The sequence below is a fragment of the Photobacterium carnosum genome (assembly GCF_002849605.1).
Lineage (GTDB): Bacteria > Pseudomonadota > Gammaproteobacteria > Enterobacterales > Vibrionaceae > Photobacterium > Photobacterium carnosum.
The window spans coordinates 29,623-51,537 of the sequence record NZ_NPIB01000025.1 but is presented as its reverse complement, the minus strand read 5'-3'; the positions used below and the strand labels follow the sequence as shown (position 1 = coordinate 51,537).

The following is a 21,915-nucleotide window of genomic DNA, read 5'->3' as shown; positions in this document are numbered from 1 at the left end:
ACAACACTAATCACTCACCTAATAAAAAAACAGTAAGATTAGATCCCAAGGATACCTTGTGTAATTTAAAGTTTACACTTTTAGAAAAAAAGCACTCTAACGAAAAATGGTTAGAGGATAGCCCTCATTGAGGAAAGTTTGTATTATCATTCCTACAAAGTTTATTCGTTACTTGCGATAATAATTCGTACTCCAAAGTAACCGATATACTTAAATGATTAAACTTTATACTGGTCATATAAAGGGCTTTAAAGGGCTTTAAAGGGTATTCCAGATCGGTCAATCGGCTACCCTACTCCTTTTTAAATAGGTTTAATCCTTTGTTTTAAAAACAAAAAACGCCCACAGATAAGATAATGAGCGTTTCATGTCTACTACTCACTTACTAAATAAGCTGAGCACCAACTAAAAAACAACCAAAGAATAAACTCATTAACATTGCCAATGATCCCCCTGCAACTTGATAATCAGTACTCGGTACTTTTTGAACTGATTTTCTTATGTTGTGAATCATCAACATCGGTATAAATACAGCAATAAATACTAAAATCAGACCAGCATAATTTAACACCGCTAAAAACTGATTTGCGGCAAATATAGCCCCAAGCAAAGGTAAGATAAACGTTAAAACATAGGTTACAACACGATTCTGTCTGAACAAATCAACATTCTGATCAAACAACGACATAGCCACACCTAAAAATGAAGTTAATAATGCTAAGCCAGTAAATACAGACAAAATGATATGTATACCAGAGAATCGAGCACTCAATGCATCAATCAATACAGAGACATTATCAAACTTAATCAATTGCTCTGCTGATAAACTCCCAACAACAGCATACAACCACAACAGATAGCAGCCTAATGGAATTAATGAGCCTAATAACACCATATTTCTTAATTGCTTATGGCTTGCTTTATCATTATATGAAACTAATGATGGAATAACAGGGAAGAAACCAAAACTGGTAAACAATACCGCACTGGTTTTAATTAAATCAATATTGCTATTATTACTGGCTTCAAAAAAGTGATTAAAACTCATACCGGGTATCAAAGCGCATAATGTAATAATTAATACGACAATCATGATTAAAAATAGAACACGATTAAGCTTATCAACCACCCCCGTACCAGCGGCAACAATACAACCGGCTAACACCGTAAAGATGATCTGACTTTGTATTAATGACAATTGCAGGCCAAAACCTGTGGTTAATTTTTGTAATAAATCACCAGCACCAATAATGTAAGCCATTAATAAACAAACAAGTAAAGCATAAAGTAATCCATTGGTAATTAATTGCCCGCCTTTACCTAACGTTTTTCGTGCGATGGTATTCATGCCTAAACCACCACCAACTTTAATACTTGCTTCTAGTAATAATAAAGCAGCATAAGTCGTGCCACTCCAAATAAGTAGCATCAATAAAGAGCCGGATAATAAACCAAATTGTGCTAATACCATAGGTATGGCAAGCATGCCTGCGCCTAACGCTGTGCCCGCAATAATCAGCGAACTTCCTAATAATTTAGTATTCATATTTTTCTCTTTTCTTATTGTTAGATATAACAATCCATATATCTGAAATCAGATACATTAGTAATATCATGTGATTTTTTAACGAATAAAAAAGTGCGGTTACAGAGAACCGTTACTAAATCGGAAGCTAAAATAAGAGACAGAAGAGAAAACCATTACAGTGCATCTCGCATCAGAAAAGAAACCATGCGATGCCAGTGATGAGGGGGATTGATAGTGTTTATATTGGTGCTGTTGCGTCATTATCGTACTCCTAAACGATGAAACTCAATTTATTAGCAATATTCGGTCAGAATATAAATACTGTTTCGGTCAAAACAGTTTAGTTAGCTAATAACATCATACTAAAGCACATTGTTCAGGAATGGAATGAATGATTCTATTTCTGTTTCTGTTTCTATTCAATAAAAAAACCCAATCCGAAGACTGGGTCATGTTCATTTAATTAAGATAGCAACGAATTTAAACGCTTAGTGTCGAATTATCATTCTGTTTTGGATTACGACCAAAACGGTTGCTGCCTTCGGTACTGTTTTGTACCATAAAATAAAGCAGCACTAAAATGCCAACAATTGGTATTAACATAATTAATGCCCACCAACCGGTACGATCTTGATCATGCAATCGACGAACGGTTACAGCAACGGTAGGAATAAAGGCAAAAGCTGCATATAACGCACCTAACACACCATAACCTTCCATTACAGTTGGTAACTGCAATGTTGTATCAACAAGACTACAAGCTAGACTTATACATGCGTTAATTAAAGTAAAAAACCAAAATTCTTTTCGACGTGAACGCCCTTGAAATTGGGCATATTTACGAATAACGGCAAAATACCAATTCATTCTATCTTCCTTGTGAATATTAACAACGCTTGATGCGGACAACTTTCATTATTTCAAATTCTAAACCTGCCACAATCATTGAATCAACATAATAGGTCATATTTACTTTTGCACCAGTAAGTGTCCTATATCTTGCTTTACGTTTAAACTTAAAAGGCACGTTATAGCCGTCAATCATCAATGAATGCTGTATCCACTCGCCATCATCTCGCTGCGTGTGTGAATATACTGTTAGCCCTTCACTATGAATCAATTGTTCATGTTTAGCTATGAGTTTATCACTGTCAGATTTCATTGATTATTTTCCCACTATCAGTACGTTATCTTCGAAACAAAAACAGAGAGCCAAGCTCTCTGTTTATTTTAATTTTATAATGGGAATATACTACTCTTAAACAGGAAGAAATAAACCTGCAAGTGTTGCACTCATTAAATTAGCGAGAGTTGCTGCGAAAATAGCCTTCATACCTAAACGTGCAATTTCAGGACGACGTTTCGGCACAATGCCACCTAATCCCCCCATCAACATTGCAATAGACGTTAAATTTGCAAAACCGCATAAGGCAAACGTTACAATAGCTTGTGAGTGCTCACTTAGTTTAGCTAACGTTTCAGGTTTCATTAATTCTGCAAATGCAATAAATTCATTTACAGCAATTTTAGTACCAATAAGACTGGCAGCCGTCGTTGCTTCTGACCAAGGCACACCAATTAGCCAAGCAACAGGCGCAAACAGGTAACCAAAAATCAAATTTAAACTAAGATCATTAATTCCAATCCAATGACCAATATGACCTAAGCCACCATTCACCATCGCAATTAAGCTAATAACAGCCAATAAACTTGCACCAACCGCCATCGCAATTTGTAAGCCACTTAATGCACCACGAGAAGCCGCATCAACTAAGTTAACAGGTTCATCTTCTTCGCCGTCATCTTCGTCTTCCATGCTGTGTACGCCTTCGGTTTGCGGCACAACCAGTTTTGCCATCATCAATCCTGCGGGAGCTGACATAAAGCTTGCTGCAATAAGATACTTTAATTGCACCCCTAGACCAGCGTAACCGACCATGGTACCACCAGCAACAGAGGCTAAGCCGCCAACCATTACGGCAAATAATTCAGAACGAGTCATTCGAGCAAGAAATGGGCGTACAACCAATGGTGCTTCTACAGAACCAACAAAGATATTCGCGGTTGCAGACATTGATTCAGTGCGTGTGGTACCTAATAAGCGCTGTAATAAGCCACCAATACCACGAATCACCCACTTCATTATGCCAACATAATATAATACAGAAATTAATGCAGAGAAGAAGACAATAGAAGGTAATACATTAACCGCAAAAATAAAGCCCAGTTTAAATTGAGCTAGCTGACCAAATAAGAACGACGTACCTTCATGGCCATATTCAATAACCCCAGATACTGCACCAGACACACTATTTAAGACTACGCGACCAACTGGCACATAAAGAATAAAAGCAGCAAATAAAACCTGAATGCAAAAAGCACCAAGCACACTGCGCCAGTTCACTGCAGATCGGTTTTCAGAAAATAAAAAACCCACCACAAAAATAACAAATATACCGAGTATGCCGATGAGATAATGCAAAATTATTCCCCAATGTTTGGTGTAGTAAACGATTGCGGAGAGAGTGTATTCATAAAAAAAAGTGTGACAAGGATCAAATTGTTACTGCAAATAACAGTAATCTAACAAAACACCATTAAATTGCATTATTTTCAACCTAAGCAAACGAAAATCGTCGCATTAGTTCCCCTGAGGGATACTATTACCTCTAATAATTACAATTTGAAACAATTTTTCATTCTTTTTAGCCAACCGTTTGCGTGAGATCGCTGTTTTTTACATCATTACCATTTACAGAGAATATTACCCATATCTATATGACGACGAATAAATGCAATAAACAGATTCACTTTATTGGGTAAAAATTTATGTCTTGGATAGACCGCATAGAGCGGCATATGTTGGGTTAATTGCCAATCTGGCATCAGTCGAATTAACTTACCTTGACGGATCTCATCAGTTAATAAATACGTTGCTAAATAGCCAATACCATTACCCGCAATCGTTGCATCACGAACAGCATCCGCAGAATCGACCCGATAATTACCTGTCACTTTAATATCCTGATTTTTATTTTGCTGACTAAAACTCCAAACATTATCTTTACGTTCACGACTAAAATAAATAATACAATTATGTTCCGTTAGGTCACTTGGTTGATAAGGCACACCATGGGTTGCTAAATATTCAGGACTTGCCACCAGCACAAAATCACAATTACTCAAATGACGAGCCACAAAGCCTTCTGGTGGTGAGTCCATAAATCCAATCCAAAGATCAAGCTGTTCCGCAATTAAATCAACCCGATGATCAAACAAACTCAATTCTAAATTGATTAATGGATGCTGGGCATGAAACTCATTGATATAAGGCGCAACATGATTAGAAGCAAAAGATTGTGCGATACCAACGCGTAGTAAACCTTGAGAGTTATCTTCACTCCCTAATAACTCACTTTCTGCTTCATTTATTTCTTCCGCTACTTTTTCACAGTGCTTAGCAAATAAACGCCCTGCCTCGGTTAATGCAAATGATCGCGTTGTGCGTTGCACCAATTGCACCCCCAATCGCTGTTCTAATTGTTGAATCAATTTACTTACTTGAGTGCGTGAAATATCAAGTAACTGCGCGGCTTTAGTAAAGCTTTGTTGTTTAGTAAGAGCATTGAAAACAATCATTTGCTGTGCTTTTTTTAACATCTACAACCTTTATATCTAATAAAAAATCATAATAACTCAAATACGTTAATACCGGTGTTACCGTAAATACTATTTCTAGTTGATAGTATATGTTATCTCGTTATTTACTGAATATTGATTCCTTCTTTTCATCAGAAATAACATACAACAACCAAACAACGTGTTACATACTTTTCCGTGTTTCATTACAACATTCATAGAGTGTTCAAACTTCTGAAACATTATTGTCATATAACTTTTTTAATCTTTGTCCTGTTCATTCAAACCTATTGGCGTTTTACCCAACAAGAAAGGATTAGGAAAATGAAAACAAAGATTATCAGCGCAATTGTTGTTGTCAGTTCATTTGCTGTTAGTTCTACGGCGTTTGCTGGCGAGACTATCTCTGTTGTAGGTTCTAGCTCCGTTTCGCCCCTCATGGAAGTATTGGGTGAGACGTATGCAAAATCTAACGATGTCACTGTAGAAGTTCAAGGGCCAGGATCATCAGCAGGTATTCGCGTTGCTCACGATGGCTCTGCTGATCTAGGCATGTCATCTCGCAGTTTAAAAACCGCAGAAGAATCACCACAAATAAAAGAAGTCGTTATTGCTCGTGATGGCATCGCCGTTGTGGTTAACAATAGCAACCCTATAACCGATTTAACTAAAGAACAAATTGCTGAAATCTACAAAGGTAACGTAACAAACTGGAATCAAGTCGGTGGTGAAGATAAGCCGATTGTTGTTGCTACCCGTGATACCGCTTCTGGCACGCGCGGTGCATTTGAAGACATCATGTCACTAAAGAAAAAAATTAACGATATTAAAGTCTCTGCAATTTCTCAAAAAGCACAAGTTGCTAGTGGTAATGGTCAGCTAAAAACCACGGTTGCTAATAACCCTTTTGCTATCGGCTATATTTCACTGGGTTCAGTTGATAATACCGTTAAGGCACTAACAATTGACGGGCATAAACCATCAATCGCTGCAATTAAAGCCGGTGACTACAGTGTTCAGCGTCCATTTATTGTGGTTTACAAAGAAGGTCGCCCCTCAAAAGAAGCATTGGATTTCTTGACATGGGTTCAATCACCAACCGCGCAAAAAATTGTTGCAGATAAAGGCTTCATCTCAATTAACTAATTTTTATTTTAGCGCTCAACGTGTGTGAGTTGAGCGTTTTTGACTTCTCAGAAATAGGCTACTCATTGGTATCCTTTCTGGAGTGTAGATTATGACCATCGCAAATATTGAAAAATCGACTCAGGATATGCCGCGGCTAAAGTCAAAAAAACGTATCGACTGGCGCGAAATGTTCTTTAAATACCTTTTTATGCTTAGTGCAGCAATCGGTATTTTATCCCTCGTTACTATTGGCTACTTTATTTTCCGTGAAGGTTATGCTGCTTTTGCTTACTCTGGCGTTACAGGCATTATACTAGGTACAGATTGGTTACCCCCCGCACTCTACGGTATTGCACCAATGATTGTTGCGTCACTTGTTTCAACAGCAGGCGCAGTTATGATCGGTGTACCCATTGGAGTACTGACAGCAATCTTTATTGCAGAAATTGCACCAAGACCACTAGCGAATTTAATTCGTCCAATGATTGAACTACTTGCGGGTATTCCATCGGTTGTTTATGGCTTTTTTGGATTGGTTATTATTGTACCGCTTATTCAAGACATCTTTAATGTACCCGCGGGTAACACTATTCTTGCAGGGATCATTGTACTTGCTGTAATGATCCTTCCAACCGTCATTACTATCTCTGAAACCTCAATCCGTGCCGTACCTCGTGCCTATAAAGAAGGGTCTTTAGCACTTGGGGCTTCATCAATATTTACTATTTTTAAACTGATCGTTCCGGCTGCTCGTTCCGGCATTATGACTGGGGTTATTTTAGGCGTAGCACGTGCACTTGGCGAAACGATGGCAATTATCATGGTAATGGGTAACTCCCCTGCTATGCCTGAAGGTTTACTCGAATCAGCACGAACACTAACCGCCAACATCGCGATTGAAATGTCTTACGCAACCGGTATTCACGCCAGCGCACTGTATGCGACAGGTATTGTGCTGTTAGTGTTTATTATGACCCTAAACGGTGCGCTTCTTTACCTAAACCGTGAGCGAGCGAGGTAATTCACAATGAATAATAGTCATACATTATCAACTCAAACGAGTCGATTAGAAAATGCGAATCCAGCAGCACAAAAACTAAAAGACCGCTTATCACTCGCTCTTATCTGGTTATCTGCGGGGGTTACGGTTGGCTTTTTATTATGGGTTATGTGGTACATCCTCAGTAATGGCCTCTCTCATGTCGATTGGTCTTTTATTAGCTCAAACTATACCACTATCGGTAAAGAATCTGGCATTTGGCCAATGATTGTTTCGACACTCTATATGGTACTCGCATCAATTTCTGTTGCGGCACCATTAGGGATCATGACCGCGATTTATCTTACTGAATATGCAAAAGTAGGTAGCCGTTTAGTTAAAGTTATTCGTTTTTGTACTGAATCTTTAGCGGGTATTCCCTCTATTATTTATGGCCTTTTCGGTATGACCTTTTTTGTGGTTATTCTTGGTTTCGGCTATTCAATTTTATCCGGTGCATTAACGTTAAGTATTTTGATTCTTCCTGTGATTATTCGTACCACTGAAGAAGCATTAATGGCCGTACCACAAACTTACCGTGAAGGTTCATACGGTTTGGGTGCATCTAAAATTTATACTATTTGGCGACTTATCCTTCCTAGTGCAATGCCAGGAATTGTAACCGCTATTATCCTCAGCGTCGGTCGTGTTATTGGTGAATCTGCACCGGTATTTATGACAGCAGGCATGGTGGCACGTATTCCAGAGAGTGTGTTTGACTCAGGACGTACGCTTACTGTTCACCTATACAAGCTAACGCAAGAACTCTACACCGTACACGAATGGAACCAAGCTTATGGTACCGCGACCGTGCTCATTATTGTTGTTCTTGTTATTAACCTAATTACTAAGCTTATCGCTAGCCGTTTTAATACTGCGACTTACTAAATTCTGAGGATATAAACATGAACAAATTTAATATTGAAAATCTGGATCTTTTTTACGGTCAAAACCAAGCATTAAAGAAAATCAATTTACCGATCCCTAACCGCCAAGTTACCGCGCTTATTGGACCATCAGGCTGTGGTAAATCAACCTTGTTACGTTGTCTAAATCGTATGAACGACTTAATTGAAGGCGTAACCATTAAAGGTTTATTAACCATTGATGATGAAAATGTCTATGGCAATATCGACGTCGCTCAATTACGCATTAAAGTGGGAATGGTATTTCAAAAACCCAATCCATTTCCGATGAGTATCTATGAAAATGTTGCTTATGGTTTACGAGCCCAAGGCGTAAAAGATAAAAAAACCTTAGACACTATCGTTGAGCAATCACTCCGTGGCGCAGCATTATGGGACGAAGTCAAAGATCGCTTAAAATCTCATGCCTTTGGTCTTTCTGGTGGTCAGCAGCAACGCTTATGTATTGCTCGTACTATTGCGATGAAACCTGAAGTGATATTAATGGATGAACCAACATCAGCCCTTGATCCGATTGCGACTAAAAAAATTGAAGATTTAATGGAAACCCTTAAAAAAGAATTTACGATTGTAATTGTTACCCACTCAATGCAACAAGCCCGCCGCATATCAGATCGCACCGCATTCTTCTTAATGGGTGAATTAGTTGAACATAATGAAACACAAAATATCTTTAATAACCCAACAGACGATCGTACTCGTGGTTATGTAAACGGTGATTTTGGTTAAAGCAAGATGCAACGAATAATAATAGCGATGGTACAACTTGCCTCTTCTTTATGAAGGGGCTTTTTTATTTAACACTAAAAATATTAGTTAAAAAACAAGCATTACCACAACAAAAATAAAACCATTGCAACCTCAATTATAAAGATGTATTTTATAGTCATGTTTTGTAAAGCTACTATCATAAATCAAAGGAAATTCTCATGACAGCCATTCCAAGTGATTATGTTAATTATAAATCCACACCTATTTTCACGCCTGAAAATATTCCAAAAATGTTTCTTCATCTGCATAACACCCGTGCAGGTGTCTATGGCAAAATATCTGTATTACAAGGTCAGTTAAAATTCTACGGTTTTAAAGATCGACGTGGTGATATTGAACAAGAAGTTATTATCAATGCTGGGGATTTTGCGATTAGTCCACCACAATATTGGCATAAAGTGGAATTCTTAACTGAAGATACGCAGTTCCAAGTCCGTTTTTATGCTCAAGATAACAGTCAAATCGTACGTGATAACATCAATGAACGACCATCTGAAGCATAATAATACTAATAGCACAGGCTTACGATTATCATCACTTAAATGTGAAATTAACCTTATAATGACAGTACCTTAAAAATTATAAGCTAATCTTATCTATACAGGCCAATCACTCATAAGTGATGTATATAATAAGGTGTAAGAATGTGCTATAAACAACCGATTAATCAAGTTACAACGTGGATAAATGTACTTACATCAACCAATGTTCCGATAAAATCAGTTGCGCTGTTAATTAATAATTCACCAGTGCAAAATTTATTTATTGAACAATTTAATCTACTTAATATTAAAACCTATCAATTAATAAAAAAGGCAGATCCAGACCTTTTTATCAATCAGATCCTTAATAGTGACTGTAATATCCTTCTCGTCGATAAGTCTAGCTATCCGCTATTACGACAATTAATACCCTCTTATGCGCAACACAATATTTTTATTATTCTGATACAAGAACCTTGGATGCCAGATTGGACATGGACTTTCACTCAATGTCATTTTTTATGCCAATCAGACCTTCCATCAATGATCGCCTAAATCTATTTAGTAATGATAAAGACATTTTTCTATATATATTTGAATATCTATAGCCGTAAGCGTCGATTTAGCTATAATCTGCAGACATTTGTCTAATGACAATAAATAACTTGTTATCAATAATGCAATATATATTGGTAATATCATGTTTCCTTATCACCAGCAGGAGTTTACCGCAACATGCGCTTACTGGTATTAATGCTTATCTTCGTTTCTACGCTAAGTTTTGCTAACACAAAACCACAGCCGACACCCCCTCAAGAAATTAATGTTGAATATCAACAGCTTCAAAAACTCAATCTTGAACTAAACACATTAGCAAAAGAAGCAACATCAACAACTGGTTCATCACTTGATGTAGTGCGTTTACAATTACTCAATAAAAACAAAGAATTAAGACAAACACTAACTGATTTAATTGACGATAAACAAGCGGATAAAAAGCTACTACTAAAACAAGTAGAACAACAAATAAAGTTTGCAGCCGAAGCTGAAAAATTTTTACAAACTAAAGTTGAACGGGATCAAAAAGATCTCGATAAAGCAAAAGATACGGATAAATTAGTCGCATTAAAAGCCCTAACTGAAAGCCGTGATTTTATCATTCTCGTTCTTAATGATGAATGGGAAAATTACCAATGGATGGAGCATTTAGGTAAACCACAACCTAATTCGGTTAAAGCACTCAAAAAGAATATTGAACATCGTCTTGATTTCATGTCTGCATCATTAACTTTTGGTAGCCAAGCACTAGAGTTAAACGATAAACAAATAAAATCAGCGACGGGTGATGAATTAAAAACATTACAAGTTACCCAAATTTTATCGCAGCGCCAAGTCAGTAGTGACACTAAAAATTTAACAGATTTAGTTAAACTTGCTGACGGCATGGGACTGGATACAGCCGAATACAAACGGTTGTTATTTGAACAAACAGGTAATGTCACTGATGACTTACTAAATAGTAAAGTTATGTGGTCAATCGTTACATCATGGACAACTGATTTTAGTTCATGGTTGTTTGAAAATTTACCGCAAATGATATTTAAAGTTATTATTTTTGTTTTTATTATCTTTGTATTCAAAACATTAAAGAATATTATTCGTAAAATGGTAACACGTGCAGTATCGACAAAAAATTTAAAAATGTCGATATTAATGCAAGAATTCTTTATTTCAATGTCGGGTAAAATTGTATTTGCGATTGGTATTTTAATCGCACTATCACAAGTAGGTTTAAACCTCGCACCAATCCTTACTGGTTTTGGTGTTGCCGGTATTATCGTTGGTTTCGCATTACAAGATACATTATCTAATTTTGCATCAGGAATGATGCTATTGATCTACCGTCCATTTGATGTCGGTGATTTAGTAGAAGCAGGTAGTATCACAGGTAAAGTGAGCCACATGAGTTTAGTAAATACCACAATCAAAACATTCAGTAACGAAATTATTATCGTACCCAACAGCAAAATTTGGGGTGATATAATTAAAAACGTAACACATGAAAAAGTACGTCGTATCGATATGATTTTCGGTATTGGTTACAGTGATGATATCGAAAAAACAGAGCGTGTTTTGCAAGATATCGTTGAATCTCATCCTTCTGTTTTACGTAGCCCTGAACCAACCATCAAGCTACATACATTAAATTCATCGTCCGTGGATTTCATTGTTCGTCCTTGGGTTAAGACTGACGATTATTGGGATGTATATTGGGACATTACTCGCGAAGTAAAAATGCGATTTGATCGTGAAGGCATCTCGATTCCGTTCCCACAACAAGATGTGCATTTGCATATGGTTGAAAAAGCCATTGAATCAAAAATAGCGTCATAATAAACAAGGCTATATCTCTCAAAGGGTAAGTCTCACTTACCCTTTTATTTTTTTCAAAAAACGAATAAAACACGCCCTTTGCTTATTCACCCATTTTTCACATAGATGTCACTAAACATGTCACAAATATACCTTTAGTAACAAATAAACCCGCGAGATTACCTAATAAATAGGTATAATCCTTATGAGCAAGTATTGAAGTAAACTCATTTTTTATTCAATATTCCCATAATTAGCATGGACGTTAACGAACATGCCTTAAAAAGAAATGACAGTTATTTTGTCAAGCAAACCGCCACATATTGTGTTTGCTCTTTTGCTCACTCATCAACATTACTGTTCAGGAATAACTATAATGAAAAAGCGTCTATTAGCTGCACTGGTACTCCCTATGATGTTAGCTGCATGCTCTACAACAGGTATTATAAAAACACCACAACCAGTAACAAGCAATGAGCTTGCTAATGGTAACTGGTCTTTAGTGCAGATTGATAATCAGGATCTTACTCAACCGGAAGCCGCTCAAGCACCCACTTTAACACTAGCTGCAGATCTTGCTGCTAATGGCCATGCTGGTTGTAACCGTTACTTTGGTCAGGCTGAAGTAAAAGACGGTCAATTCCGTATTGAAAAAATGGGAATGACGATGATGTTATGCCCAGACAGTGAAATGAAAGTTGAACAAACGTTTACACAATCACTTTCTGATTGGAGTAAAGTTAACATTTCAGGTGATACTATGACGATGACTAACGCAAAGCATACATTAACGTTTGCTCGTGATGTTGCAGCAACAACAGCAAAATAATCGCCTCTCAATAAAAATAAGAGCTGTTTACACACTTTCGATAATAAAGAAATCTGTGTAAACGGCTTTTTTATTATTCACAGATTATGCAGCACTGACCTTGTGATATTTTTCACGCAGAATATGTGCCGCAGTCACCATATTGGTTAAGGCGGCTTCAGTTTCCGTCCAATTCCGCGTTTTTAAACCACAATCAGGATTGATCCATAAACGCTCAATCGGAATTAATGTCGTGGCTTTATCAATTAATGCCGTTATCGTATCGACGTCTGGAATATTAGGCGAATGAATATCATACACGCCAGGACCAATTTCATTAGGGTAAGCAAACGCTTCAAACGCCTTGAGTAAGTCCATATCTGAACGTGATGTTTCAATCGTTATCACATCAGCATCTAACGCTGCAACAGACGCAATAATCTGGTTAAACTCGCTATAACACATATGAGTATGAATTTGTGTTTGTGGTGCAGCCCCTGCGGCTGAGATCTTAAACGCCTTGACTGCCCAATCGAGATACTCTTGCCATTGACTTTGTTTTAACGGTAACCCTTCTCTTATTGCTGGCTCATCAATTTGAATAATTTTAATTCCAGCGGCCTGTAAATCAGTAACTTCATCCCGTAACGCTAAAGCAATTTGATTTGCTATCGCCTCTCGTGATAAATCTTCACGCGCAAACGTCCAACCTAATATCGTTACAGGGCCAGTTAGCATACCTTTCACCAGTTGAGTCGTTAATGATTGGGCATAGCGGATCCATTCAACGGTCATTGGCTGGGCGCGATAAATATCCGACACAATAATTGCAGGTTTTACACAACGCGAGCCATAGCTTTGCACCCATCCATATTGCGTCACTACAAAGCCCTCTAGTTGCTCTGCAAAATACTCCACCATATCATTGCGTTCTGCTTCACCATGAACAAGAACATCAAGCCCTAAACGATGCTGGCGAGTAATTGCCTCTTGAATATGTGTTTGTAACGCTTGATTATAATCAGACTCAGTGAGACGCCCTGCTTTAAAATCACTACGTTGACTACGAATCGTCGTTGTTTGCGGAAATGAACCGATGGTAGTAGTCGGTAATAATGGTAACTGTAACGCGTGTTGCTGTTGAATCGCCCGTTCAGAATAAGGAAGATCGCGTTCAGCCCATTGAGGCGTAATTGCCGCTGTCCGTTGTTGTACTTGCAGATTATTCACTCGCTCACAGCTCAGACGATCTTTTATGCTAGCGCTATAAGCTGCACATTCGGCAACCGCATTCTGATCACCATCAAGCGCTTGGGCTAATAACGTAATTTCACCACATTTTTGTTTCGCAAAAGCGAGCCATTGACGAACATCGGCATCGAGATCTGTTTCACTATCGACATCTAGCGGGCTATGTAATAACGAGCAAGAGCTTGCCAGCCATAAATTCGCTCCCAATTGTTGTTTAATTGGTTGTAAACAGGTTAGCCATTCAGCTAGATCAGCTCGCCACACATTACGCCCATTGATCACTCCAGCAGATAATACCCAATGATCAGGAATCGCCTCAGTTACAGCGGCTAATTGTGCAGGTGCTGCTGATAAATCGATATGCAAACCATCAACACTGAGCTGCGAAATTACAGCTAATTGGTGACTAATATCATCAAAATACGTGGTCAATAATAACTTAGGCCCACCATGTAACACTTGATAAGCCAATTTAAAACTCGCGGCCCACTCTCGCGGCAATTCAAGGGCGAGTGCTGGTTCGTCAATCTGTACCCACTCGACACCTAATGCCGCTAATTTAGTCAATATTTGCTGATAGGCCGTCAACAATCGTGGCAGTAATGTTAAGCGATCGAACCCTTGTTGTTTTTCTTTTCCTAACCATAAATAAAACACAGGGCCTAATAATACGGGTTTGACATTATAACCCGCTTTTTTTGCCTCAGCGACTTCTTCAAACAACTGTTGCCAACTGACATTAAAGCTATCTTCCGCCGTAAATTCAGGCACGATATAATGATAGTTAGTATTAAACCATTTCGTCATATCAGCGGCAGCACAGGTGCATCCTGTTGGTGCTTTACCACGTGCAACACTGAACAACGTATCTAAATCAGGAAAACCTTGTTGATGGCGTGTTGGAATATGTCCAAGCAACATGCTGGTTCCTAATACATGGTCATACCAAGCAAAATCCCCAACCGCAACATAATCAAGTCCGGCTTTAATTTGATCATTCCAATGACGATGACGTAAGTCTTTTCCAACCTGTTTCAGTTGTGCTTGATCACTCTCACCACGCCAATAACGCTCTTGAGCAAACTTTAATTCACGTTGACTTCCAACCCGTGGATAACCAAGTATATGAGTAACTGTTTTTGCTGCTGTGGTCGTTTCATTTGATGCTATTGTCATTGTTATATCCCTATAATTCAATATTTTACCAACCATAAAACCATATAAAAACAATGGCTAAGATGACGTCGATTGATTAATCACAGTGACGGACAACAACACTGACAACAAGGTAATTTATCTCATAATGATCATGAATTTATTTCACGTTGGAATACTGGTAATTCATCTAATCAACCATTAAAATGGACATTTAGACGTCTAGATGTTTACAACTACCAATTAACAGCGTAGATTAAAAAACAATCAATTTATGTCGCAAAGATCCAAGGATGGAACATGATTGAACTTAAGCATCTAAAAACATTAACAGTATTAAGAACAACGGGCTCACTCACCGCAACAGCCAATAATTTATGCCTAACGCAATCAGCGCTCTCTCATCAATTAAAAGATCTGGAACAACGTTTAGGTAATCCGCTTTTTTTACGCAAAACACGCCCAGTACGCTTTACAGCAGAAGGAAAAGTACTATTGGCTTTAGCGGATAACGTTTTACCTACAATACAAACAGCAGAACAAGAATTAGTTAGCTGTAGACACCAAACAGCCGGTCGATTACAGATAGCAATTGAGTGCCATTCTTGTTTTCAATGGCTAATGCCAGCATTAAAACAGTACCAAGTCTTGTGGCCAGATGTGGATATTGATTTTTCATCAGGGTTTAGTTTTGAGCCAATCCCAGCCCTTGCAAAAGGCGAATTAGATTTAGTCATCACATCCGATATTCAACCTCGCCATGAAATTCATTATGAGCCACTGTTTGATTTTGAAATGTGTTTAATCGTTGCGCCACAATCACCATTAGCTTTTAAATCACATATTGTGGCGGCTGATCTTGCAGATCAAACCCTACTCAGTTATCCCATTCAGCGTAACCGACTAGATATAGTTAAACACTTTCTACAACCCGCAGGCATTGAGCCATTAGCATGGAAACAAGCAGATAATAGTTTAATGTTAATTCAGATGGTGTCAGCAGGAATGGGAGTCGCGGCGTTACCGAATTGGGCGGTTGATAATTTTGTGCATCAAGGATTAATTGTTAGTAAACCATTAGGTAAGGGATTATGGCGGCGTTTATTTGCAGGGGTACGGGCTTCAGAACAAAAACATCATTATTTAGAAGCTTTTTTTGCAACGGCGAAACAACAATGTCAGCAACATTTACAAGGCATTAAAACGGTTTAACACCTTGTATAATGCCATCGCTATTTACTTAAACTGATTATTCAACGGATCATAGTGATAACCCTGTTGGGCCATTTTTTCAGAAAGCTCGGCCTCACTTAATTCATAACGAGATGCTAATTCTGCCATTGAATGACACTCTAATCGTAAACGCTCATTAACTATACCAATCACAATATGGGTATCCATACCAAGTAAATTATTGATTTCCATTCTTCCCCCTTACCGCTTTATTGTGGCTTAATGATCACAACTCACATTGCACCTATTTATTAAGGATAGACGATATGTGATCCTTTCTTCTTTTCGTAAAAAATAAATATAAAAAAAGCCCTTATCTCTACCAAGATAAAGGCTCATAACACTGATAATTTAAGTATTAGAATAACGTTAATTGCATTACCGCAGAAAATGTAAGTAGCGCAGCCGCCACTAATAACTGCCATTTATTGATCGTTTTATTTAATAATATATGCCCAGTCCACACCAGCATCGCTACCACTAAACACAATAATGAAATAACAATTTCAACGGTATAAGGTGCTGTTGCAGCCTCTCCCATAAAAATCACTTTCAAAACTAAAAGTAATACCGAAACAATAGCACTGATAAAACCAACAAACGGCAATATACGGTGGAAAGCCTGTAAACGCGTACGTGAGAACGTCAATAAAACATGAGCCAGTAAACTGCCATATAAAGCTATCGCCACTAAACTCAGCAATACTTCAGGCATATCCATCATCGGAAATAATAAAATCCAACTAATAAATCCCAGTAAATTAGATCCATAAAGTACTTTTAATGGTCCTGAATCTCGCGTTTTACTGGTTTTTACTTTGACGGTAAAGAACAACAAACTCAATAAAGGCAATACAGCCCATGCTTGGCTAATAGCAGCGAGTAGCCAACCAACAAGCAATACTGGCAACATTTTATGCACTCGCCCTCGTTGGCCAGGGCAGATCTCCCCTTTGGTGAGTACTAACGTAAGAATACATTGCGCACCAAGCAGTGCTGGAATTAAAAATGCGAGATAGCCGATCATAATAAGCATCAATTAAAAATAAAAGGAGCACAATTATACTCAAGTCACAGCAAGATGCGAATGAGGGACTTCTATTAACAATTATCCACAATTCATTGACAGCCATTGGCTTTATATTATCCAAACAACACTTCAATGAACAAAAAGGAACGCGAAAAATGTTCGTTCGCTCATTTGTGTGCGATCGCTCACCAAACGTTATGTAATTTAGTGGCATATTATCCCTATTAAAATAGTGGGCGTTATCAACGCTAACAATATATTCAATAACGATAAGCGAAGCGAACATGACGACTTGGTTAGAAACAGAGGTTGTGATCATCGGTGGTGGCGCAACAGGAACAGGAATTATGCGTGACTGCGCCTTGCGCGGTATCAAATGTATCTTAATTGAGAAGGACGATTTAGCCTCTGGTACAACGGGTCGTAATCATGGCTTACTTCATTCAGGTGCTCGCTATGCGGTTACTGATCCAGAATCAGCCAAAGAGTGCATCATTGAAAACCGTATTCTTAAAAATATTGCCCGCCATTGTGTAGAAGATACACAGGGATTATTTATTTCCCTCCCCGATGACGATCTGCAATTTCAACAACAATTTATCAGTGCCTGTCAAAGTGCCGATATTGACGTTGAACAATTAACACCACAACAGGCATTACGATTAGAGCCTAACTGTAATCCACAGCTTATTGGTGCGGTAAAGGTCCCCGACGGTACAATTGACCCTTTTCGCCTTGCTTCTTCCAATGCGCTTGATGCGATTGAACACGGTGCACAACTTTTTAATCACACTTTTGTCACCGCGCTTATTCAACAAAATGGCGTCGTTAAAGGGGTTAAATGTTTAAATTTAAAAACCAATACCCACTTTGAAATTAGAGCTCAACAAGTTATCAATGCCGCTGGGATCTGGGGACAACAAATCTGTGAGTATGGCGATCTTAATATCACGATGTTCCCAGCCAAAGGATCATTATTGATCTTAGATTATCGAATTAACAACTTAGTGATCAACCGTTGTCGTAAACCTTCTGATGCCGATATTTTAGTCCCTGGTGATACCATCTCATTAATTGGTACAACATCTGAACGTATTGATTATAAAGATATTGATGATTTACATGTCACTAGCAGAGAAATTGATATTCTCTTAAAAGAAGGGGCCAAACTAGCACCTATCATGGCTAATACTCGGGTATTACGAGCTTATGCGGGCGTGCGACCATTAGTTGCTGTTGATGGCGATACTAGTGGACGTAATATTAGCCGTGGGATCGTGCTATTAGATCATGCTGAACGCGATAGCATGGACGGTTTTATTACTATCACGGGTGGTAAGTTAATGACTTACCGCATGATGGCTGAGTGGACAACCGATCTTATCGCTAAAAAGTTGGGTAACACCACCCCTTGCACCACTCATCAACAACCATTACCCGGTTCTGAACAACCAAAAGCCATTAGGCATACCGCTAGTTTAGCCAAACCTGTCTATCAATCTGCCTATTACCGTCATGGTGAACGTGCTGAGCAATTTTTAACTGACAGCAAAAAAAGCCAAGCCATTATTTGTGAATGTGAAATGGTGACCTGTGGTGAAGTTGAATATGCCATCAAGCAACTGGATGTGCATAATTTAGTCGATTTACGCCGCCGTACCCGTGTCGGGATGGGGCCTTGCCAAGGTGAATTATGTTCTTATCGTGCTGCTGGTTTATTTGCTGAATATGGTAATACTGATGGCAACCACGCCAGCCATATTCTCAGTGATTTTCTTGAAGAACGCTGGAAAGGTATTAAACCTGTTTTTTGGGGTGATGCTCTGCGCGAAGGTGAGTTCTCTTATTGGATCTATGAGGGTTTATTTGGTGTGAGTGATATTCCACCAGCATCTACATCTACATCTACATCTACATCTACCAGCACTATCAATCCAAGCTGCGAGGAAAAATAATGAAATTTGATAATATAATTATTGGTGGTGGTGTTGCTGGCTTAACCTGCGCTATTCGTTGTGCTCAAGCTGGACTCAAAACCGCTGTTATTGCCGCAGGTCAAAGTGCGCTGCATTTTTCTTCAGGCTCAATTGATGTATTAAGTCGTTTGCCTAATGGGACTGTAACCCACTATCCTTTTGATGAATTTGAAACCTTAGCCAATCAATCCCCGCTACATCCTTACAGTAAATTAGGGGGCGATGTTACTCGCCAAGCCATTGATTGGTATCAGCAAACAATGGAAAATATTGGTATTAAACTGCACCATCAAGCAGATGATTGTAACCATTTACGCATTACACCAATGGGGACATTTAAAGCAACGTGGTTATCACAATCAACAGTGCACCCTTTTCCGATGTTTGAGCCCGCTAAGTCATTGCGTAAATTAGCATTAGTTACAATTGATGGTTTCCGTGATTTTCAACCCCAATTAGCGGCTGATAATTTACGTCTACTGCCCCACTTTGCTAACGTGGAAATTACCACTGCCGCCATTGCATTGCCTGACGCTGAATTAATGCAACGTAATCCGTGTGAATATCGTTCAATTGATATTTCTCGTGTCTTAGCTGACGACAATAAACTACAACGTTTTGCCTTAGCGATGAAAAATACTATTGGTGAGGCTGATTTAGTGATTCTTCCTGCCGTGTTTGGTAATGGGACAGGTCTTAAAGTTATTAGCAAACTTGAACAATTAACTGGTTACACATTATGTGAAATTCCAACGATGCCGCCATCATTACTGGGTATACGTTTGGAAGATGCAATGAAAGGTTATTATAAATCATTAGGTGGATTGATCCTTGCAGGTGATGAAGTCACTCATGGCGAATTTGAAAATAACCAACTCCAACGTATTTTTACGCGTCATCACGGTGATATGCCGTTAGTCGCTAATCATTATTTATTAGCCAGTGGTAGCTTCTTTAGCCGTGGTTTACACGCTGAACGTCATCATATTGAAGAAGCTATTTTTGGGTTAGACATTGCGCCATTAGCATCAACTAACCACCAGCACTGGTATCAACCACAATTTTTCAGTGACCAACCGCATCCGTTTTTAGGAATGGGTGTTGAAACGAATCAACAATTACAACCAAGCCTTAATGGCAATGTGATTACTAACCTTTACTGTGCAGGCGCTATTTTAGCCCATTACAACCCTGTTTTTGAAGGTAGTGGCAGTGGTGTTGCTATCAGCACGGGTTTTCATGCTGCACAATCAATGATCGCCTTACATGACAAACACACATCCACAGCAATTTTTCCATCATTAGCAGAGGGCAATATCTAATGCTCAAGCAAGATACCAGTTTTGACCAATGCATTAAATGCACCGTATGTACCGTTTATTGCCCTGTTGCTAAAGCAAATCCTAATTACCCCGGCCCTAAACAATGTGGTCCAGATGGTGAACGATTAAGGATTAAAAGTGCTGAATTTTATGATGATATGCTTAAGCTGTGCACCAACTGTAAACGCTGTGAAACCGCTTGCCCTTCTGGTGTAAAAATCGGTGACATGATTGCGGTTGCACGCAGTAAACATGCGAAACACGCACTTCATATTAAAACAATCCGTGATTTTGTATTAAGTCATACCGATTTAATGGGTACTGTTGCGACACCGTTCGCTCCTATCATTAATGCAATTACAGGCCTAAAACCCGTTAAAAAAATCATGCATAAAACCATAGGCGTTCATGATCATAAAACACTACCTAAATATTCTCATGGCACATTCCGCCAATGGTATAAAAAGCACTGTACGGATCAAACCCATTATCCGCAACAAGTGCATTATTTCCACGGTTGTTACGTAAATTATAATAATCCACTGTTAGGCCAAGATTTCATTAAAGTCATGAATGCCATGAATATTGGAGTGCAATTATTGGATAAAGAAAAATGCTGCGGCGTACCATTAATTGCAAATGGCTTCTTTGATAAAGCCAAGAAAAATGCATTACTTAACACCCAAAGTTTTGAAGCAGTTATTGAAAAATATAATTCAACCATTGTTTCAACTTCTTCAACCTGTGCCTTTACTTTACGTGAAGAATATCCGCATGTATTAAAGATTGATAACGCAAAAGTTGCCGATCGGATTGAATATGTCACCCGGTTTTTACTCAAAGCGTTTATGAATGGTAATACTCCTAAACTAAAACCCGTTAATAAAAAAGTGGTTTATCACACGCCATGTCACCTTGAACGTACTGGCGGTAGTTTATATACCATTGAATTACTTAAAATGATCCCTGGGCTAGAGCTTGAAGTATTAGATAGTCAATGCTGTGGTTTAGCGGGTACTTATGGTTTTAAAACTGAAAATTATGATACATCTATGAAAATTGGTGAGGATTTATTTCAAAAAATACGCAGTGCTAACGCTGACTATGCCATTACTGATTGTGAAACTTGTAAATGGCAAATTGAAGAAAACACTGATTTAACAACAATTCACCCGATCAGTTTGCTCGCAATGGCACTCGCTGATTAAACATTACTTTACCAATCTTCTATTTTTGATAATACTCATCATATAC

Annotated in this window: 20 protein-coding genes; 12 read left to right on the top strand and 8 right to left on the bottom strand. The window is 38.4% G+C overall.

Translation table 11 applies throughout. The features are described 5' to 3' along the window. Positions 1-385 precede the first annotated feature (385 nt). The 5 genes from CIK00_RS16850 to CIK00_RS16830 all read right to left on the bottom strand — a co-directional run bounded on the left by CIK00_RS16850 (position 386) and on the right by CIK00_RS16830 (position 5,188). Entirely contained in the window at positions 386-1,546 is a 1,161-nt protein-coding gene (locus CIK00_RS16850; protein WP_101769815.1) for an amino acid permease, read from the bottom strand. Positions 1,547-2,008: 462 nt separating this feature from the next. Then, positions 2,009-2,395 carry a DUF805 domain-containing protein gene (locus CIK00_RS16845; RefSeq protein ID WP_101769814.1) on the bottom strand — a complete coding sequence of 129 codons (387 nt, stop codon included), beginning with the start codon at positions 2,393-2,395 and terminating at the stop codon, positions 2,009-2,011. A 19-nt stretch (positions 2,396-2,414) separates the two neighbouring features. Next, entirely contained in the window at positions 2,415-2,690 is a 276-nt protein-coding gene (locus tag CIK00_RS16840) for a hypothetical protein (RefSeq protein ID WP_101769813.1), read from the bottom strand. A gap of 96 nt (positions 2,691-2,786) precedes the next feature. Then, the gene (locus tag CIK00_RS16835; RefSeq protein WP_101769812.1) at positions 2,787-4,010 is read right to left on the bottom strand and encodes a NupC/NupG family nucleoside CNT transporter; all 1,224 of its coding nucleotides are present in this window, start codon (positions 4,008-4,010) and stop codon (positions 2,787-2,789) included. Positions 4,011-4,273: 263 nt separating this feature from the next. Continuing rightward, positions 4,274-5,188: a LysR family transcriptional regulator gene (locus CIK00_RS16830; RefSeq protein WP_101769811.1), complete on the bottom strand. Its 915-nt coding sequence runs from the start codon at positions 5,186-5,188 to the stop codon at positions 4,274-4,276. 303 nt (positions 5,189-5,491) lie between these two features. On the opposite strand from CIK00_RS16830, the gene CIK00_RS16825 reads away from it, so the two are divergent. The 8 genes from CIK00_RS16825 to CIK00_RS16790 all read left to right on the top strand — a co-directional run bounded on the left by CIK00_RS16825 (position 5,492) and on the right by CIK00_RS16790 (position 12,715). Next, entirely contained in the window at positions 5,492-6,313 is an 822-nt protein-coding gene (locus CIK00_RS16825) for a phosphate ABC transporter substrate-binding protein (protein WP_101769810.1), read from the top strand. A gap of 91 nt (positions 6,314-6,404) precedes the next feature. Next, positions 6,405-7,316 (top strand): phosphate ABC transporter permease subunit PstC, encoded by a 912-nt coding sequence (pstC, locus tag CIK00_RS16820; protein WP_101769809.1) that lies wholly within the window; start codon positions 6,405-6,407, stop codon positions 7,314-7,316. A gap of 6 nt (positions 7,317-7,322) precedes the next feature. Further along, on the top strand, positions 7,323-8,222 hold the full coding sequence (gene pstA / locus CIK00_RS16815; RefSeq protein ID WP_045040667.1) for a phosphate ABC transporter permease PstA: 900 nt from the start codon (positions 7,323-7,325) through the stop codon (positions 8,220-8,222). Between the two features lie 17 nt (positions 8,223-8,239). Continuing rightward, positions 8,240-8,989 carry a phosphate ABC transporter ATP-binding protein PstB gene (pstB, locus tag CIK00_RS16810; RefSeq protein ID WP_101769808.1) on the top strand — a complete coding sequence of 250 codons (750 nt, stop codon included), beginning with the start codon at positions 8,240-8,242 and terminating at the stop codon, positions 8,987-8,989. Between the two features lie 200 nt (positions 8,990-9,189). After that, positions 9,190-9,534 (top strand): DUF1971 domain-containing protein, encoded by a 345-nt coding sequence (locus CIK00_RS16805; RefSeq protein ID WP_101769807.1) that lies wholly within the window; start codon positions 9,190-9,192, stop codon positions 9,532-9,534. Positions 9,535-9,675: 141 nt separating this feature from the next. Then, positions 9,676-10,068 carry a hypothetical protein gene (locus CIK00_RS16800; RefSeq protein WP_101769806.1) on the top strand — a complete coding sequence of 131 codons (393 nt, stop codon included), beginning with the start codon at positions 9,676-9,678 and terminating at the stop codon, positions 10,066-10,068. A gap of 180 nt (positions 10,069-10,248) precedes the next feature. Then, positions 10,249-11,907, top strand: a complete 1,659-nt coding sequence (locus CIK00_RS16795; RefSeq protein WP_101769805.1) for a mechanosensitive ion channel family protein — start codon at positions 10,249-10,251, stop codon at positions 11,905-11,907. Positions 11,908-12,262: 355 nt separating this feature from the next. Next, positions 12,263-12,715 (top strand): META domain-containing protein, encoded by a 453-nt coding sequence (locus CIK00_RS16790; protein ID WP_101769804.1) that lies wholly within the window; start codon positions 12,263-12,265, stop codon positions 12,713-12,715. 84 nt (positions 12,716-12,799) lie between these two features. On the opposite strand, the gene metE is transcribed toward CIK00_RS16790, so the two are convergent. Further along, a complete protein-coding gene (metE, locus tag CIK00_RS16785) occupies positions 12,800-15,121 on the bottom strand; it encodes a 5-methyltetrahydropteroyltriglutamate--homocysteine S-methyltransferase (RefSeq protein ID WP_101769803.1) in 2,322 nt (773 codons plus the stop codon). Positions 15,122-15,400: 279 nt separating this feature from the next. Between metE and metR the strand changes: the two genes are divergently transcribed. Beyond that, the gene (metR, locus tag CIK00_RS16780; RefSeq protein ID WP_101769802.1) at positions 15,401-16,312 is read left to right on the top strand and encodes an HTH-type transcriptional regulator MetR; all 912 of its coding nucleotides are present in this window, start codon (positions 15,401-15,403) and stop codon (positions 16,310-16,312) included. Between the two features lie 24 nt (positions 16,313-16,336). Here the strand turns inward: metR and CIK00_RS16775 are convergent, their stop codons facing one another. Beyond that, entirely contained in the window at positions 16,337-16,525 is a 189-nt protein-coding gene (locus tag CIK00_RS16775) for a DUF4250 domain-containing protein (protein ID WP_045040673.1), read from the bottom strand. 166 nt (positions 16,526-16,691) lie between these two features. Then, the gene (locus CIK00_RS16770; RefSeq protein ID WP_101769801.1) at positions 16,692-17,360 is read right to left on the bottom strand and encodes a hypothetical protein; all 669 of its coding nucleotides are present in this window, start codon (positions 17,358-17,360) and stop codon (positions 16,692-16,694) included. A 287-nt stretch (positions 17,361-17,647) separates the two neighbouring features. On the opposite strand from CIK00_RS16770, the gene glpA reads away from it, so the two are divergent. Genes glpA through glpC form a run of 3 tightly spaced genes read left to right on the top strand, consistent with a single transcriptional unit; the run spans position 17,648 to position 21,869 of the window. Beyond that, positions 17,648-19,318, top strand: a complete 1,671-nt coding sequence (gene glpA / locus CIK00_RS16765) for an anaerobic glycerol-3-phosphate dehydrogenase subunit A (RefSeq protein ID WP_101769800.1) — start codon at positions 17,648-17,650, stop codon at positions 19,316-19,318. Continuing rightward, on the top strand, positions 19,318-20,661 hold the full coding sequence (glpB, locus tag CIK00_RS16760; RefSeq protein WP_101769799.1) for a glycerol-3-phosphate dehydrogenase subunit GlpB: 1,344 nt from the start codon (positions 19,318-19,320) through the stop codon (positions 20,659-20,661). Before glpA ends, glpB begins: the two co-directional genes overlap by 1 nt. After that, positions 20,661-21,869, top strand: a complete 1,209-nt coding sequence (gene glpC, locus CIK00_RS16755; RefSeq protein ID WP_101769798.1) for an anaerobic glycerol-3-phosphate dehydrogenase subunit GlpC — start codon at positions 20,661-20,663, stop codon at positions 21,867-21,869. Before glpB ends, glpC begins: the two co-directional genes overlap by 1 nt. The last annotated feature ends 46 nt before the right edge of the window (positions 21,870-21,915 follow it).